Annotated in this window: 15 protein-coding genes; 13 read left to right on the top strand and 2 right to left on the bottom strand. The window is 37.4% G+C overall.

Features of this window, described 5'->3' with window-relative positions; genetic code table 11:
- The first annotated feature begins 271 nt into the window (after positions 1 to 271).
- From ACTJJG_RS13390 to ACTJJG_RS13355, 8 genes are all read left to right on the top strand, one after another.
- Positions 272 to 1501 (top strand): beta-ketoacyl synthase N-terminal-like domain-containing protein, encoded by a 1230-nt coding sequence (locus ACTJJG_RS13390; RefSeq protein ID WP_032070582.1) that lies wholly within the window; start codon positions 272 to 274, stop codon positions 1499 to 1501.
- 438 nt (positions 1502 to 1939) lie between these two features.
- Entirely contained in the window at positions 1940 to 4720 is a 2781-nt protein-coding gene (locus ACTJJG_RS13385) for a DUF2345 domain-containing protein (RefSeq protein ID WP_440608957.1), read from the top strand.
- Between the two features lie 8 nt (positions 4721 to 4728).
- Positions 4729 to 5970, top strand: coding sequence for a hypothetical protein (locus ACTJJG_RS13380; protein ID WP_032064049.1), 1242 nt, complete (start codon positions 4729 to 4731; stop codon positions 5968 to 5970).
- Positions 5970 to 6335, top strand: coding sequence for a lipoprotein (locus ACTJJG_RS13375; protein WP_068543362.1), 366 nt, complete (start codon positions 5970 to 5972; stop codon positions 6333 to 6335). The genes ACTJJG_RS13380 and ACTJJG_RS13375 overlap by 1 nt, the downstream gene beginning before the upstream one ends.
- A gap of 27 nt (positions 6336 to 6362) precedes the next feature.
- Positions 6363 to 6848, top strand: coding sequence for a hypothetical protein (locus tag ACTJJG_RS13370; protein ID WP_068543365.1), 486 nt, complete (start codon positions 6363 to 6365; stop codon positions 6846 to 6848).
- A gap of 8 nt (positions 6849 to 6856) precedes the next feature.
- Positions 6857 to 7267, top strand: coding sequence for a hypothetical protein (locus ACTJJG_RS13365; RefSeq protein ID WP_069119632.1), 411 nt, complete (start codon positions 6857 to 6859; stop codon positions 7265 to 7267).
- Positions 7268 to 7295: 28 nt separating this feature from the next.
- Entirely contained in the window at positions 7296 to 7634 is a 339-nt protein-coding gene (locus ACTJJG_RS13360; RefSeq protein ID WP_081310328.1) for a hypothetical protein, read from the top strand.
- 28 nt (positions 7635 to 7662) lie between these two features.
- Complete coding sequence (locus ACTJJG_RS13355; RefSeq protein ID WP_068543907.1) at positions 7663 to 8139, top strand: hypothetical protein; 477 nt, start codon at positions 7663 to 7665, stop codon at positions 8137 to 8139.
- Positions 8140 to 8225: 86 nt separating this feature from the next.
- Here the strand turns inward: ACTJJG_RS13355 and ACTJJG_RS13350 are convergent, their stop codons facing one another.
- On the bottom strand, positions 8226 to 8927 hold the full coding sequence (locus ACTJJG_RS13350; RefSeq protein WP_069119630.1) for an SDR family NAD(P)-dependent oxidoreductase: 702 nt from the start codon (positions 8925 to 8927) through the stop codon (positions 8226 to 8228).
- A gap of 608 nt (positions 8928 to 9535) precedes the next feature.
- Between ACTJJG_RS13350 and ACTJJG_RS13345 the strand changes: the two genes are divergently transcribed.
- The 5 genes from ACTJJG_RS13345 to ACTJJG_RS13325 all read left to right on the top strand — a co-directional run bounded on the left by ACTJJG_RS13345 (position 9536) and on the right by ACTJJG_RS13325 (position 12508).
- Complete coding sequence (locus tag ACTJJG_RS13345; protein WP_057073958.1) at positions 9536 to 10039, top strand: DUF2867 domain-containing protein; 504 nt, start codon at positions 9536 to 9538, stop codon at positions 10037 to 10039.
- An 80-nt stretch (positions 10040 to 10119) separates the two neighbouring features.
- Positions 10120 to 10821: a DUF1003 domain-containing protein gene (locus tag ACTJJG_RS13340; protein WP_005079566.1), complete on the top strand. Its 702-nt coding sequence runs from the start codon at positions 10120 to 10122 to the stop codon at positions 10819 to 10821.
- 111 nt (positions 10822 to 10932) lie between these two features.
- Positions 10933 to 11598 carry an RluA family pseudouridine synthase gene (locus ACTJJG_RS13335; RefSeq protein ID WP_005079564.1) on the top strand — a complete coding sequence of 222 codons (666 nt, stop codon included), beginning with the start codon at positions 10933 to 10935 and terminating at the stop codon, positions 11596 to 11598.
- A 126-nt stretch (positions 11599 to 11724) separates the two neighbouring features.
- Positions 11725 to 12102 (top strand): ribonuclease E inhibitor RraB, encoded by a 378-nt coding sequence (locus ACTJJG_RS13330; RefSeq protein WP_005079563.1) that lies wholly within the window; start codon positions 11725 to 11727, stop codon positions 12100 to 12102.
- A gap of 28 nt (positions 12103 to 12130) precedes the next feature.
- The gene (locus ACTJJG_RS13325; protein WP_005071906.1) at positions 12131 to 12508 is read left to right on the top strand and encodes a nuclear transport factor 2 family protein; all 378 of its coding nucleotides are present in this window, start codon (positions 12131 to 12133) and stop codon (positions 12506 to 12508) included.
- 44 nt (positions 12509 to 12552) lie between these two features.
- Here ACTJJG_RS13325 and ACTJJG_RS13320 read toward each other — a convergent pair whose 3' ends face one another.
- Positions 12553 to 14652, bottom strand: a complete 2100-nt coding sequence (locus ACTJJG_RS13320; protein WP_372552768.1) for a TonB-dependent receptor — start codon at positions 14650 to 14652, stop codon at positions 12553 to 12555.
- Between the last annotated feature and the right edge of the window lie 58 nt (positions 14653 to 14710).

Genomic DNA, 14710 nt, shown 5'->3' with positions numbered 1-14710 from the left:
TATAACCCGCTACGAGTTACGGTCTGTCAAAACCGTCTGGCAATGTAGGCCAGCAACGAGATAATAATTGGTGATTTTAATTACGTCAATTTAATATTTAAAATATTTTTGATTTAATAATAAAACTAAATTTATTTTTAAAATAAAATATTATTATTAACTTTTTATTTATATTTGATGAGAAAAAATAATAAATATAGAAATATTTTGCCAGTTCCAAAAAAGAACTTGATTGTTAAGATCTATTTTTGTTGTTTTTATAGAGATAAGAATGGAACGTGTCGTAATAACAGGTATGGGAATTAATTCCTGTATTGGAAATACATTAGAGAAAGTAACCGACTCCTTAAAAGCAGGTCGCTCAGGCATTCGCTATAACGATGTCTATGCAAAATTAAACTTTCGAAGTCATGTGAGTGCCACTGCCGAAATGGATTTTGAAAATATTGATCCAGAATTAAAAAAACACATGGGCGTTTGTGCCATGTATGCCTATAACTCGGCAGTCGATGCGCTACGACATGCTGAGCTTGATGTGAGTGATATTGCCAACAACTCAAAATATGGCGTGATTGGAGGAACAGGTGGCAGCTCGACAGCTTCAATTATTGACATGCTGCATAGCTTAAAAGAAAAAGGTGCAAGCGAAGTATCGTCTGATTTAGTACCACGCTATCTTACAAATACGGTTAGTTCTAACTTAGCAAATGCTTTCAACCTAAAAGGTATCTCTCAATCAATCGCGAGTGCCTGTGCCACTTCAGCCGATGCAATTGGCTATGCATTTCACCTAATCGCTTCTGGAAAACAAGACTTAATGCTGGCAGGTGGCGGTGAAGAAGACCATTGGTCCCAAACAGCAATATTCGATGCGATGGGCGCATTATGCTCTAAATATAACGATGCACCAGAAACAGCTTCACGCCCATATTCAAAAGATAACGATGGCTTTGTGATCGCTGGCGGCGGTGGCATGGTGGTTTTGGAGTCTTTAAGCCATGCCCAAAAGCGCGGAGCAAAAATTTTGGCAGAAGTGGTTGGGTACGCTGCCAATAGTGACGGTGTCGATATGGTAGCCCCAAGTGGCGAAGGCGCGACCCGTTGCATTAAATTGGCACTCGCAGAAGCCAAGCAAAATGGCTCTGAAACGATTGACTATATCAATACGCATGGCACTTCAACGCCAGCCGGAGACATTCCAGAGCTATTGGCTATAGAAAGAGCTTTTGGTAGCGAAAAAGTACCGCCACTCAGTTCGACCAAGTCGATGACTGGACATAGTTTGGGGGCAGCAGGGGTACATGAAGCCATTTATTCTATTTTAATGCTGCAAAATAGCTTTATCGCGCCAAGTATTAATATTACCGAGCTACGAGAAGAAGCTAAAAGTTTTGATATTGTTCAAACGAGCAGAGAAGTCGAACTAAAAACAGTGATGAGTAATAGCTTTGGTTTTGGTGGGGTAAATACCTGTCTCGTTTTTAGAAAATGGGAAGGGTAATTTAAAATCGAAATGAATGTGACCTTATAAAAACAATAAAATAGGTCATACATACATTTTATAAGTGGTGGGAATTAATTACTTTATGAATAGTGCTCACTCAAAAAAGAACTGTCTTGAATCTCAAGCTTATTAATTTTTTATGTGCAGTTATTTGAAATTACTTGATTTTTTAAATTTATAAAGGCTTAAATAGTTCTTCGCCAAGTTGTACTACGCATTCATTATACCGTGCTCAGCTATATCACTTAAGCATCTACAAATAATTCACACCGCCTTAAAATGATCTAATTTTACGGTTTAAATACCTATTTAATAAGAAATTAACCTAAAACTGCATATTTAGACTAGTTACATTTTGAAAATGAGTATAGATAGACAGATTAGTCTTTTTTTAATTAAAATGCGGCCTAAATATAAGTTTGATTGATAATAAAAATGCAGATGAGTGTGTCGAGTATATTGGAGCGTTTAGGCCTTGTTTCACAAAATCGCGCTGTTCATATCCAATTCTCAAATCAGTCTTTAAATCAGCAAGTCTTCTTGCAACGCATCGAGGGCGAACATACGCTCAACCAAGGTAGCGTTGCTGAGTTACTGTGTCTATCGACCAACGCACATATTGCATTAAAACAATTTATTGGCTGTCAGGTTGCCGTCGATCAGGTCACTGACACAGGCCAATTTTTTAGAACAACAGGAATTACTACCGAAGCGAGCCAAGGGCAAAGCGACGGTTCACTCACCATTTATAACCTTACCTTAAAAGACCCAACTGCGCTCTGGCATAAACGTCGTAATAGCCGCGTGTTTATGAACAAAAGCGTGCGCGATATTAGTGAAATTCTGTTTAAAGAATGGCAGGGTAAAAGCCCGTTATTTGCCGCAAGCTTAACCCTCGACACATCTGGGTTAACCAAAGACTACGATGTGCGTCCATTTGTGATGCAGTCTAACGAAAGCGATTATGACTTTTTAATCCGTTTGTGGCGTAGTGAAGGCATTAACTGGCTGGTCGATGAATCACAGCTTTTTGTCGCTGACCCGAATGCTTCCATTCAGCCACAAGTGTTACGTTTAATTGATGATAACCAAAACTATCAGGCACTTGAACGTCGTAGCCTGCGCTACCAACGTAGCAGTGCGACAGAACAGTTTGATACCATTACCCAAGTCAAGGCAGAGCGCCGCTTACAACCGACTTCGGTTCATGTGCAACGCTGGCAAGCCGATGCCCTACAACAAGAAGAAGGCAGTGGCAGCGTACAAGGCACACAAAAGCACAGCGAACACTATGACAATGCCAGCTTAAACCTTGAAGATGCATGGCATGTCAGCCCAGCGTGGATGCAAGACCTAAATGGTGAAGACCAAGCTACTGCTTCTGGTAATAGTCAGATTGAACAGCTTAACCAGCACATCAATGCATACCATCACCTGAGTTCTAAACAATTTACCGTTTCGGGTAACGTCCGTGATGCACAGGTGGGTTACTGGTTTGAGCTGAATGACCATCCTGAACTCGACCAACATGACAGTGCGGACAAAGAGCTCTTAATCTTAAGCAAGCACTACTATAACCAAAATAATTTACCTAAAGAATTACAACAGCAACTTGAGCACTTATTACCAAAAGACAAGTTCAAGGCTGCGCAACTCGACAACCAAAACCCTGAGCAGCGCCACTTTGCTGAGCTAAATGTCGTTCGACGTAATATTAAAGCGGTGCCTGAATATAACCCACTAGAACACCGACCAGCAGCTTACCCACAGCGTGCTAGAGTGGTGGGGCTGGACGGCGAAAGCATCCATGTCGACCAGTGGGGGCGCATTAAAGTCCGTTTCTTGTTTACCCGAACTGACGACCATAGTCATGATGGGGGAGCAGGCAGTAACGACAATGACACCGACTCCGCTTGGGTCGATGTGCTGACTCCGTGGGCGGGCGCCGGTTATGGCGCACGCTTCTTACCTCGCGTGGGTGAAATCGTTGTCATCGACTTTTTTGACGGCAATATTGACCGTCCATTTGTGGTGGGCCGTATTCATGAAGCTGAACGTCACCCAACCCAGTTCGACCAGAAAGGCAAGTTACCTGATACAAAAAAACTCAGTGGCATCCGTTCTGAAGAAGTCGATGGCAAAGGTTTTAACCAACTCCGTTTTGATGACACCACAGGTCAGATCAGTGCCCAGCTACAAAGCAGCCATGCAGCCAGTCAGCTAAACCTCGGTAACTTAAGCCATCCCAAAGACAAGGCGGAAAGTGATGGCCGAGGTGAAGGTTTTGAACTACGAACAGACCAATGGGGCGCGGTAAGAGCTGGCAGTGGCTTACTCGTTAGTACTCACAAACAGGATCAAGCTCAAGGTGTACACCTCGATGCAAATGAGGCCAAACAACAAATAGAAGGCGGCCTCAACAATGCCAAAGCACTCAGTGAAGTTGCCAAAAATCAGCAAACTGATCCGTTAGAAAATTTAGAAAACTTAAAATCCTTTATTGAAAAACTCGAGCAGCAAGACAACGCAAAAGCTAAAACCTTTAAAGAGGCGATTATGTTGTTGGCGAGCCCAAATAGTGTTGCATTGAGCAGTAACGAAGACATTCACTTAAGTGCAGATGGGCAGCTAAACCAAACTGCTGGGGACAGCATTAATCTGTCTACTCAAAAGAACTTGATTGCACATGCCCAAAATAAAATCAGCCTTTTTGCTGCTCAAGAAGGTGCAAGACTTTATGCAGGTAAAGGCAAAGTTGAGATACAGGCTCAAGGTGACGGAGCAGATTTAATTGCCCGTAAAGCTGTGCAGGTGATTTCGACTGAAGACAAAATTGAGGCCACAGCAGCCAAAGAAATTGTGCTCACCGCAGGTGGCTCTCAAGTCAAAATTACTGGTTCAGGCATTTTTATGACCACAAGCGGTAAGTTTGAGGTGAAAGCTGGACAGCATTTGTTTATGGGAGGCGGGAGTGTGAATGCTAATGTTCCTGCATTGCCTGTATTAGGAGAAATTAATAAATATAACTTGAGATATTTATTGCAAGATAAAGATGGCAATAACTTTGCTAATCATAAATATATCGCTTTCTTACCTAATGGAGATATTGTAGAAGGCCGTACGGATGATAAGGGATATACAGATCTATTTAAATCCTACCAACCAGAAGAGATATCACTTCATTTATTTAAAGATGAAAAAATTGATATAGAGTAAAAATAATAATGGCAAAGTATTACCCTTATGTTGTTTTGGAAACAAATGTAAAAACTAGCTTATTGAAATATAGGCTGTATGTTTACAATACCGTAACAAATAAAGCAGAAACTTCGATACTTTTTACAAGTAAGGAATTCAAAAAAGTAGGAAATAATCTTTATCAAACAAGATCTGCTGAGATAGATGATAATAAATTAGGTATCGAAAGTATAAGAGATTGTGTAATTATTCTTGACTTATATCGATTAAGTATAAGTGGAAAAGAAGCTTTAGTATTAAGTAATTATATTGTGCCAGATAAGATCGAATCTTATACTTCTGCAAATTTTAGTCAGAATACTAATATAAGTAAGGTACAGTATAATGAAGCTAATTATGTGACTAAAGTTATCAAAGATAATAATTCGAAAAACACATTCCAGCTCAATTTGAGTAGAGAAAGAATTTTTCAATGTATAGATCCTGGCTGTAAGCCTGGCGAGGCTAAGGATCCGTTTTCAAAGATACAGATTGAAGCAGGTTTACAGGCCCGTTTAAATGAGCCACTACCTGATCAATCTTATGCTTCTTTATGTGGTCCTGCTGCATATTTTTTCTGCCTTATTAATTTAAGCCCTACTAAATATAAACTGGCAGTAAAACAACTTTGGGAGAAGGGGCTTACAAAAATTGGTAATTTAGAGATTAAGCCATCTTTAAGTGGATGTCGGCGTGTAAAGAATTTTTATGATGGTGAATTACCTAAAATTCCACCAATTGATTGGATAACTTTAGCTAGCTTAAGAGAATCTGAGAATAAAGCATTCCAATTAAAAGATCCTAGTCAAGAAGTTGCAGGTATCACCGCTTGGTGGGAAATGGAAAGTTGGTTTAAAAGTTCAGGGTTTAAAATTCTAAAGACTTTTCCATTTTATATAACTGGCTATAATCCTACTTTAATTGGTGAGATTAATAAGTATGCTGGTCCAGATTATTATATAGTTACTTTGATATCCGCAAGCTTATTAAATAGTGGTTCAAGTTCAGGAACGCAAAGTCTACCAGACCACTGGATTGTTTGGACAGATAAGTTAAAACAACCTAATGGAAAAGCTATAACTTCTTCAACGGACCCCTATAAAACTGATGTAAAACTCAAAGCATTCTCATGGGGAGTAAACACTCAAGTGATTAAGTCAAAATTATCATTGTATAATTTTGAAAAAAAAGTTTTTTTTGCCATGATTATTAAAAAGGAAATTTTTTAATGAATAAGTCTTTTATATTTTTATTTCTTACTATTGTGCTTTCTGGGTGTGGTAAGAAGGATTATCCAGTTGAACCCAATCAAATCCCTGCAGGTACAGTGGGTAAGTTATATAATCAAAAAATAGATGTAAGTGGAGGTGTAGTTATACCTTATACTGTACAAATAACTACAGATTTTAAAGAGGATATGGGAGTTGTTGTTAAACCAATAAATCAAGATGTTTCTGATGCATATAATCATTTAGTTATTTATGGGGTTCCAAAATATAGTGGTGATTTTAAAATTAAAATCTCTGGTGGAATATATGGTAGTGGTGATGGAAAATTTACAAAGGAATATACTTACAGGGTTAATTCTAAATAAAATATTTCAAAGATTTATAAATAATTTATGAGAAATTTTTTAATTATTTTATCCATTTTATTGTCAAGTTGTAATCCTTTAGCCAAAAATGAGAAAGAAAATTTTAAAGATATGGCCCTTAAGAATTTAACTTATTCTCATATGGATGGTATGAGTGTTGATATTTTTAAATTTAATTTAGAAACAACTGATGATTTAAAGAATTTTTATCAAAACGGGAATTATAAATATTCACATTTTAAGTGCGATAATATTAAAAATTATCTTATTGTAGGTGCTATCTCAGTTGAAGGAGAAAAGTTAAAGAATGGAAAATATACTTTGTCTGGATACTTCAAAGTTTGCGAAGATGAATCAATGAATGTATGTATCGCTAAGAACCAATTGGAAAAATTATTAACTAGCAATATGTCTTGTAGAGTAGTCTTTGGTGGCTTATTACAAAGCAGTAAAGTTGTGGTAGATAGTATTTTGGTATCAAAAGAAGCTATAAGAAAATCCAATTTTCAATAGAGTTTGGAATGAAAAAATTTCTTTATCTATTAGGACTAATTTTTTTAACTGGATGTAGTGAAAAAATCTCAAATTTCACAATAGATCATATTATAAAAAGCAATGAAAAATTAAATTTTGCTATGAAAATTGAAGGTAAGGAAGTTTTAAATAAAATAAAAAAATCATCATCAAAAAAGTTTATTTGTGAAAGTATGATTGATCCTCAGCAAACATTAGATGTGGATATCGATAGATTTGAGAATAACCAAATTGATGTATCTGTAGAATTTTGTTCAAATAATGATAATGGAAGCTGTGAGCCTATACATATAAGTTCAGTTAAAAAAATTAATTTAGAATGCCAAGCGGTTTTCTCTGCAATGATTGGTAATATCTCTAAATCAGAAAAATTTCCAATTGTATGGGAAGAACAATAATTTGATTAAGACTATAAAATTTTTCTGGATAGTTTGCGTAATTCCCTATTTACTTACGGGCGGATGTCAGGATAAATATACGGTTGAACCTGAAAGTCTTCCAGTTGCTTACGTAGGGCAAACATATACCCAACAATTAAAAATTACAGGTGGAAAAGTCTCTGAACAACATTTTGAATTAACTTCTAATATTCCGGAAAATCAGGGAGTTAAAATTACTCCCGTAGATGATATAGATGGATACAATCACATAAAAATAGAAGGTATTCCTAAATATAAAGGAAAATACAAAATTGTAATTAATACATATTTTTATGGGCGCGGCGATAATAAGCTAACTAAAACCTATGAATTTGTAGTTAAATAATAAAAGATCTTTTTAATAAGAAGAGGATATGAAAAAGAATTTATTAATTACCGTACTAATTTCAATTTTCATCATACAGTCCTTATTAAATTATTACTTCTGGAACCGCACAAAAACACCCGAAATTCATGTTTTAGAAAAACCTTTAAAGATATATTCGTTTGAAGGTAAATATTCGAAAAATAGCACTTTGCCAGAATATTATATTTTACCAGAAGGTACTGTTTTATATGATGATAGTGACTCTTTGAACAGAAGGGTTATGGTTTATTTCAATTTACAAGGTGTAGATTTTAAATTCGAAGAACAAGACCCAGATATCTTAAAACAACCTAGTGAAGTCAGTGGTATAAGGTCGAAGGACTTGCCTGATTTGCTAAAAGAAATTCCTCTGACTAAAAAAGATATTTATTTAATTATTAAACATGATGAGCGTATAAAAGACTCTGTACGTTCAATTTTATTTAAAGAATACAAAATTGATCCTTCAGAGTATGAAAAATAATTAAATATTTCTGAGACATACAAATATAAATTAAAAAATTTCAGAGAAGCGTAATTTATTACGCTTCTTCTGTCATAAGAAATAGTTTAAGCAGCTTGAATAGCTTCACCACAAAAGGAAACAGTTTCTTGCTTATGCTGGTGTAAGTACCAGAACTGCTCCGCAATGGTTTCTGGATGTACCGTGTAGGTCTTATCTTGTGCTCCAGATGTCCCATCAACAAAACCATTCACAATCACTTGGCTCACATAAACATTTGAGTCCGCTAGACTATGAGCAAGTAAATTGGTGGTTTTGTATTGAGCGGCAGCGGTGGTTGCTAACGATGAATATTCTTTGGCAACCAAGTCGATACCAACTGCATCGAAAGCAAAAATTCCGTTTGTCGATAAAATGCTACCGTGGTTCTTCTCTAAATCGCCTAAGCAAGCTTGTACCGTCGCAATATAGCTCGAAACACGAATATGAAAGCTTTTGGTAAGCTCTAGTGGAGGGGTTTCTAATATATTGCCTTCAATATCATGGAAAGCATTCCAATGAATATTTTTAATCTCTTCTAATCGGTCTTTAATACGATTAATAAGATTTGGTATATCTTCAAGAACCGCTAAATCACATGCAAAAGCATAAGCTTCAATACCTTGTGTTTTAAGTTCTAAAATGGCTTTTTCGAGTTTTTCACTATTACGTGCCACTAACCCGATTTTATAGCCTTCTTTACCAAACTTATGTGCTACGGCTTTGGAAATACCCGTTCCATAACCAAAAATTATAATATTGTTGTTCATTATAAAGTTCCAAAAAACCAATTATTTGGTTAGAAATAGTTTATAATATGTTTTTATAATGTATTCAAGCGCAAAAGTTATCTCTAAGAATAATGCCCAAAGAATAAAAATGCTTAAAAGTGGAGATTAGGGAGTCAGCTTTACATGAGTTATTGGGCTAAACATGCGCGGTTGAACGAACTTCCAATTTGGCTTAAAAAATTTTCTTGGTAAAATAAACCGAAAAATACAAATAAAGTGGAATTTAAATTTAACTAATTATGTTTAAATGGGAATAAATTCTTTTAAATTGGCTTAATGTTGTAAAAAATCCCAAAAATAATAAAAATTCGCTTTTCTTAGAAAAACAATCCCGCAGGGTGGTGGCTAAACTATATCTCAAGGGTGTGATAGGGATCGAAAAGAGTAGCATGCACCAAAACGTATAACGTTAGTGTGTACTCACCCAAAAGGTCTCGATTCGGCTTAGGACGCTATAGATCAAAAGTTTATAGGCACAAGGTTATAACTTACAAAGTTATGATTGTTGAAGTAAACCATAGATGTTTTCCCTTGACACCCTAAAAAATTCTCTATAATAAAAACGATACTTTACAAGAATATAATTTATGAATAAGCCTTATCTTTCTGCTTTACCTATCGATAGTCAAATCTCATCTCAATTGAACAATGCCTACTTCCACGACTCGTGGAGCATTGTGCTTGGTCAACCTGATCTAAGTGTATTTGAGCAGCTTATTAAGCTATTTCAGCACACTCCGCAGTGGATAGAGTGGAGCATGAATATGCGTAATAAAATTACTTCAAAGATTGGGCTTAAAGATTTAGGAAGTTTTAAGCAGATTGATACTCATAAAAAAGAAAATGAGTATGTGGCAGGTGACCGAATTGGAATTTTTACTTTTTTGCAGCGTACCGAAAATGAATTAGTGATTGGAGACGATGACAAGCACTTAAATGTGACTTTATCTATTTATAAAAATGAAGATACCCAAGTGCTTACCGTAACTACAATAGTGCATATTAAAAATTGGCTTGGGCGATTGTATATGCTACCTGTAATTCCTGCCCATCGAAAAATCGTACCAGCGACTTTACAGATTTTAGGTTAGATTACTATTTTTATTTACGATGTGATCAGCCAAAATTGTTTATATAATAATCTTATTATCATAATAAAGAGCTGAATAATATGGAAAATAAAAATCAGTGTCGGCAGTGCGCCGTTTGTGGGAAAAATTTTTCTTTAAAAGATCTAGTGTCTGGTGAAGTCATCCGTAATGTGATTAGCGACGAAATTTTAAAAGACTATCCAGATTGGAATTACTCAAGTTTTATTTGTCGGGCCGATCTGGCAGATTATCGAATTAAATATGTGCAGTCGCTATTACGCTCAGAAAAGGGTGAACTCTCTAATTTAGAAAATGAAGTGATTGGCAGTATGCAACGCCACGAGCTAATTAGCCGAAATACCGAATCCGACTTTGATCAAAAATGGACGTTTGGGGAAAAACTGGCAGATAAAATCGCATCATTTGGAGGAAGTTGGGCTTTCCTTATTTGCTTTGCTCTATTTTTGACAGGCTGGATTATTCTAAATACGGTCGTAATGGTAGTACGGCCTGTTGATCCTTATCCCTTTATTTTGCTGAATTTAGTATTGTCATGTTTAGCTGCAATTCAGGCGCCTATTATTATGATGAGCCAAAATCGCCAAGAAGCAAAAGACCGCTTACGTTCTCAACATGACTACCAGATTAATTTAAAAGCCGAGCTTGAGATTCGCCATTTGCATGAAAAAATGGATCATCTTTTGTCGCATCAATGGGAAAGACTTGCGCATATTCAAGAAATTCAGCTCGATCTTTTGGCTGAAATGAATAAAAAACGATAAAGATTTTCTGAGTTTCACGTGGAACATGAGTAGAGCGTTATAGATTATTTTGCGGTAGAACCGAAATTTCTTTATGATTTGCCGCCATGCTCCATTGCTGCTTCTACGACCATGCCTTTAAACGACAACTTTGTTTACGCTCCACCACAAGATCCACTTTCAATTCTATTTGAAGATGACGATTTAATTGTGGTTGATAAACCTGCGGGTTTGTTGTCGGTAATGGGCCGTTTACCAGAGCATCATGACAGTGCTTATTTACGGGTGTTAGAAAAATTCCCTTTGGCTAAAGTGACGCATCGTTTAGATATGGCGACGTCGGGCTTACTTATGTTTGCCAAGCATCGTGATGCAGAAGTTGCTGTAAGTAAAATGTTTCAGGCCAGAACAGTTAAAAAGCATTATATTGCGTTGGTGCAAGGCCAAGTCGCACAAGAGGGCAGCGTTGAAGTTCCTCTCATTACTGACTGGGAAAATCGCCCAAGACAAATTGTACATTTTGAATTAGGAAAACATGCTAAAACCTTGTTTCAACCACTCATTTATGATGAAAAGAACAATCAAAGTCGAGTATTACTTGAACCAGTAACAGGACGTTCACATCAGCTACGTGTGCACATGATGCATATAGGACATCCGATTATGGGGGACAAGTTATATCACCCTGAGCCTAAACGTTTTCGCTTAAACCGCATGGCCTTACATGCCGCATATTTGGCTTTCCAACATCCCTTAAATGGAACGGATGTAGTGATTGAGTCACAAGTGCCTTTTTAAAATTTATATAATTAAAAAATTAATTTGATGCAATTGGGAACGGAATATATACCCAAACTGCAATAAAAGTCGGGTATTCTTGATGTCGAATAATATTAATACTGCGACAACAACAAGGAACATTTTATGACTCGTGACTACGAACAATTTCCAGATGACGATAACGGCAACGTACTTTGGCAAATGGCTGAAGATGGGGATGACTTAACCGAGCTGCATGAAATTGAATTTTCTATTGCTTTTCATGATCAGAAAAATGCAGAGCAATGTGCGCTGTATTTGCTTTATCAAGAACAAAAAGTTTCACTTTTTCAAGATGACTCTGTTGAGCCAAATGAATGGGTGATTACTATCTTCGTTAACATGGAACCTGAGTATTCAGACATTGTTGACTTGGAACAATGGTTTGCCAGCATCGCTGAGAAATTTCAGGGCGAATATGATGGATGGGGCTGTATGGCCTATGTCTTCGAGGAAGACGAAGAAGATGACCTGTTGCAGTAAGGTCTAAAATAAAAAGTAGAAGATAATCATGAACTTATCTCAAAAACAAATTGCAGTACGGTTTTTAGAGCTTGCCGCAGCTGGTGAAGTCGATGAAGCTTACAGCAATTACACTGCGCCGAACTTCAAGCATCACAACCCTTATTATGCGGGTGATGCGACTTCTTTGAGGGAAGGGATGCGTGAAAGTGCAATTGAAACTCCCAACAAAGTCTTTGATGTTCAACATGTCATTGAAGAGGGCGATTTGGTTGCTGTGCATTCAAAACTTGAAATGCAAATGAATGGGTTAACCACCTTGGCCGTGGTTCATATTTGCCGTTTTGAAAAGGGTAAAATTGCTGAGTTTTGGGATATTGGACAAGTACAGCCCGACCCACTCGTCAATGAAAATGGTATGTTCTAATCAAAAGCCCGAAACTATTCGGGCTTTTTTATTTTATAGATAAATTAAAATTTCCACTGTGCCGAGATTGAAGCATTCAGTGGCTCACCTGGTTGAACCCATAAATCGCTATAACTTGAGACATAGTAGGTTTTATCAAACAGATTATTTACATTGAGCTGATAACGTAAACGGTCAGATGGTGCATAGTAGCTATTTAAATTGACCAGCGTATAACTTGGTAAGTTAAATCCATTATCTAGATTATGCCCGCTACGCTCATCCACATAGGTGAGGTTGGCACCTACACCTGCTTTTCTTGCACCTTCTTGTAGAAACTCATAGTTAGTGCTTATAGCACCTTGGTGTTTAGGAACATTGCTCAGCCGCGCGCCTTTTGCCAAGTCTTGGTCTTTTTCAATTTGAGCATTGGTATAACTATAGTTGACATTGACGAACCAGCGATCAGTGATCTGGCTATTTAAGTCAAACTCAACTCCTTTACTACTCACTTCACCTGCTGCGGTTTGAAAATTACTGTCGATTGGATCGGTTGTCAGTACATTCTGTTTTTTCATTTTAAACAAAGCGAGACTAAGCACACTTTGATCATTTATTTTATATTTGGTGCCGACCTCATAACTTTCGCCTTTTTCAGGGGCAAAAGTCTGACCATTTCGATTCATACCACTATTCATGGCAAATGAGCGACCATAGTTGCTATAAAACGCCCATTGGTCAGAGGCTTTAAAATTTACTCCGAAACGTGGACTATTCTGGTGAAGCGTTTGGTTGCTTTCAGTCTGAGTCAGGTGATTTTCAAAGTCTTGTTCGACCTGATCAAAACGGTTGCCAAATAGCACACTCCACTGATCATTAAAAAAGATCTGGTCTTGAATATTGAGTGCAAAATAGCGTTGGCGCTCTTTAGTGTTGGTAAATGGAGCTAAGTTCGGTAAATATTTACCATATTCAGGTTGGTAAATATCAATAGTATTCACTGTAGTGGGAGAGTTTGAATCATGGTTTCGACGCAGTTGATATTGTTTATAGTCGAGTTGACCAAGCTCGGTTGAAAGTAAAATTTCATGGCGAGCCCACGAGGTATCAACCTTGCCAAGTAACTCTGTCTGAGCCAGCACATCTTGGCTTGTATAATCACGATAGCGACGTTGACGCTCTAAAGTACGGCCATCGGCTTGCATACGACGAGGTTCGGTTGCAAAGCCGACCATTTTGGCATCTTTATAACTGACAGCACTATTTAGCTTCCAGTCAGGGTTAAATTCGTGACTCAGACGTAATTGGTAAAAGTAATCTTTTATTTTCAAATCGCCGTCGTCAGGTTCACCTGTAAAGGTTTTCGGGTCCATCACAAACTGGTGATTGACGGTGCTGACACCACGGTCAAAGGTTCCTTTATGCTCTGTAAATTCACTATCAAAGTCGAGTTGTGTTTGGTCTGAAATTTTCCATGTGAGCTGCGGTGAAAAGAACCAGCGTTCACTACTGACATGATCACGAAAGCTTTGATTATCTTCATGAGCCACTGCTACACGATAGGCCAGTTCATCGTTAATAGGGGCAGTGTGTTCCAGACTTATTCTGTATTGTTCTTGGGTATTGGCACGTAGGTTAACTTCACTTTCGCTTTCCCACTGTGGTTTTTTACTGTTGAGGTTAAGTAAGCCTCCTGTTTCGCCGCGGCCATATAGCGCCGCCATTGGACCTTTTAAAAACTCTAAAGATTCAATATTTACTACATCTTTTGGAGCACTAATCCCTCGGTTGACACTCAAGCCGTTGCGGATCATTGAGGCACCTAAATTGGGATCGGTACTAAAACCGCGGAAAGAGTAATTATCCCAAAAACCACCACCGAAACTATTTTGATGAAAAACACCGCTCACTAAGCTTAATGCGTCATCAATTCGTTGAACGTCTTGTTGTTCCATTATTTGTTTAGAAAGATAAGCACGGTTAAAAGGGACATCTAAAACATCGTGAGTAAATTTAGTTGCCGGGCTATTTTGGCTCACATCTTCTCGGGTGCTTTCGGCCTGAATGCGTATGGTCTCAAGTACCGTTGATGTTTCCTCTCCCCAAGTGAGGGTCGATATAAATGATAGACCTAACGAAGACAACAATCCTAATTTGTGTCGCATAAATAATCAGCCATAAAAAGACAAAAGGAATTAAATGTAATAGTATAACGTTACATTA

The organism is Acinetobacter sp. 22512, from assembly GCF_052044755.1.
Lineage (GTDB): Bacteria > Pseudomonadota > Gammaproteobacteria > Pseudomonadales > Moraxellaceae > Acinetobacter > Acinetobacter pittii.
The sequence above is the reverse complement of the archived record's forward strand: the minus strand, read 5'-3'. Positions and strand labels throughout refer to the sequence as shown.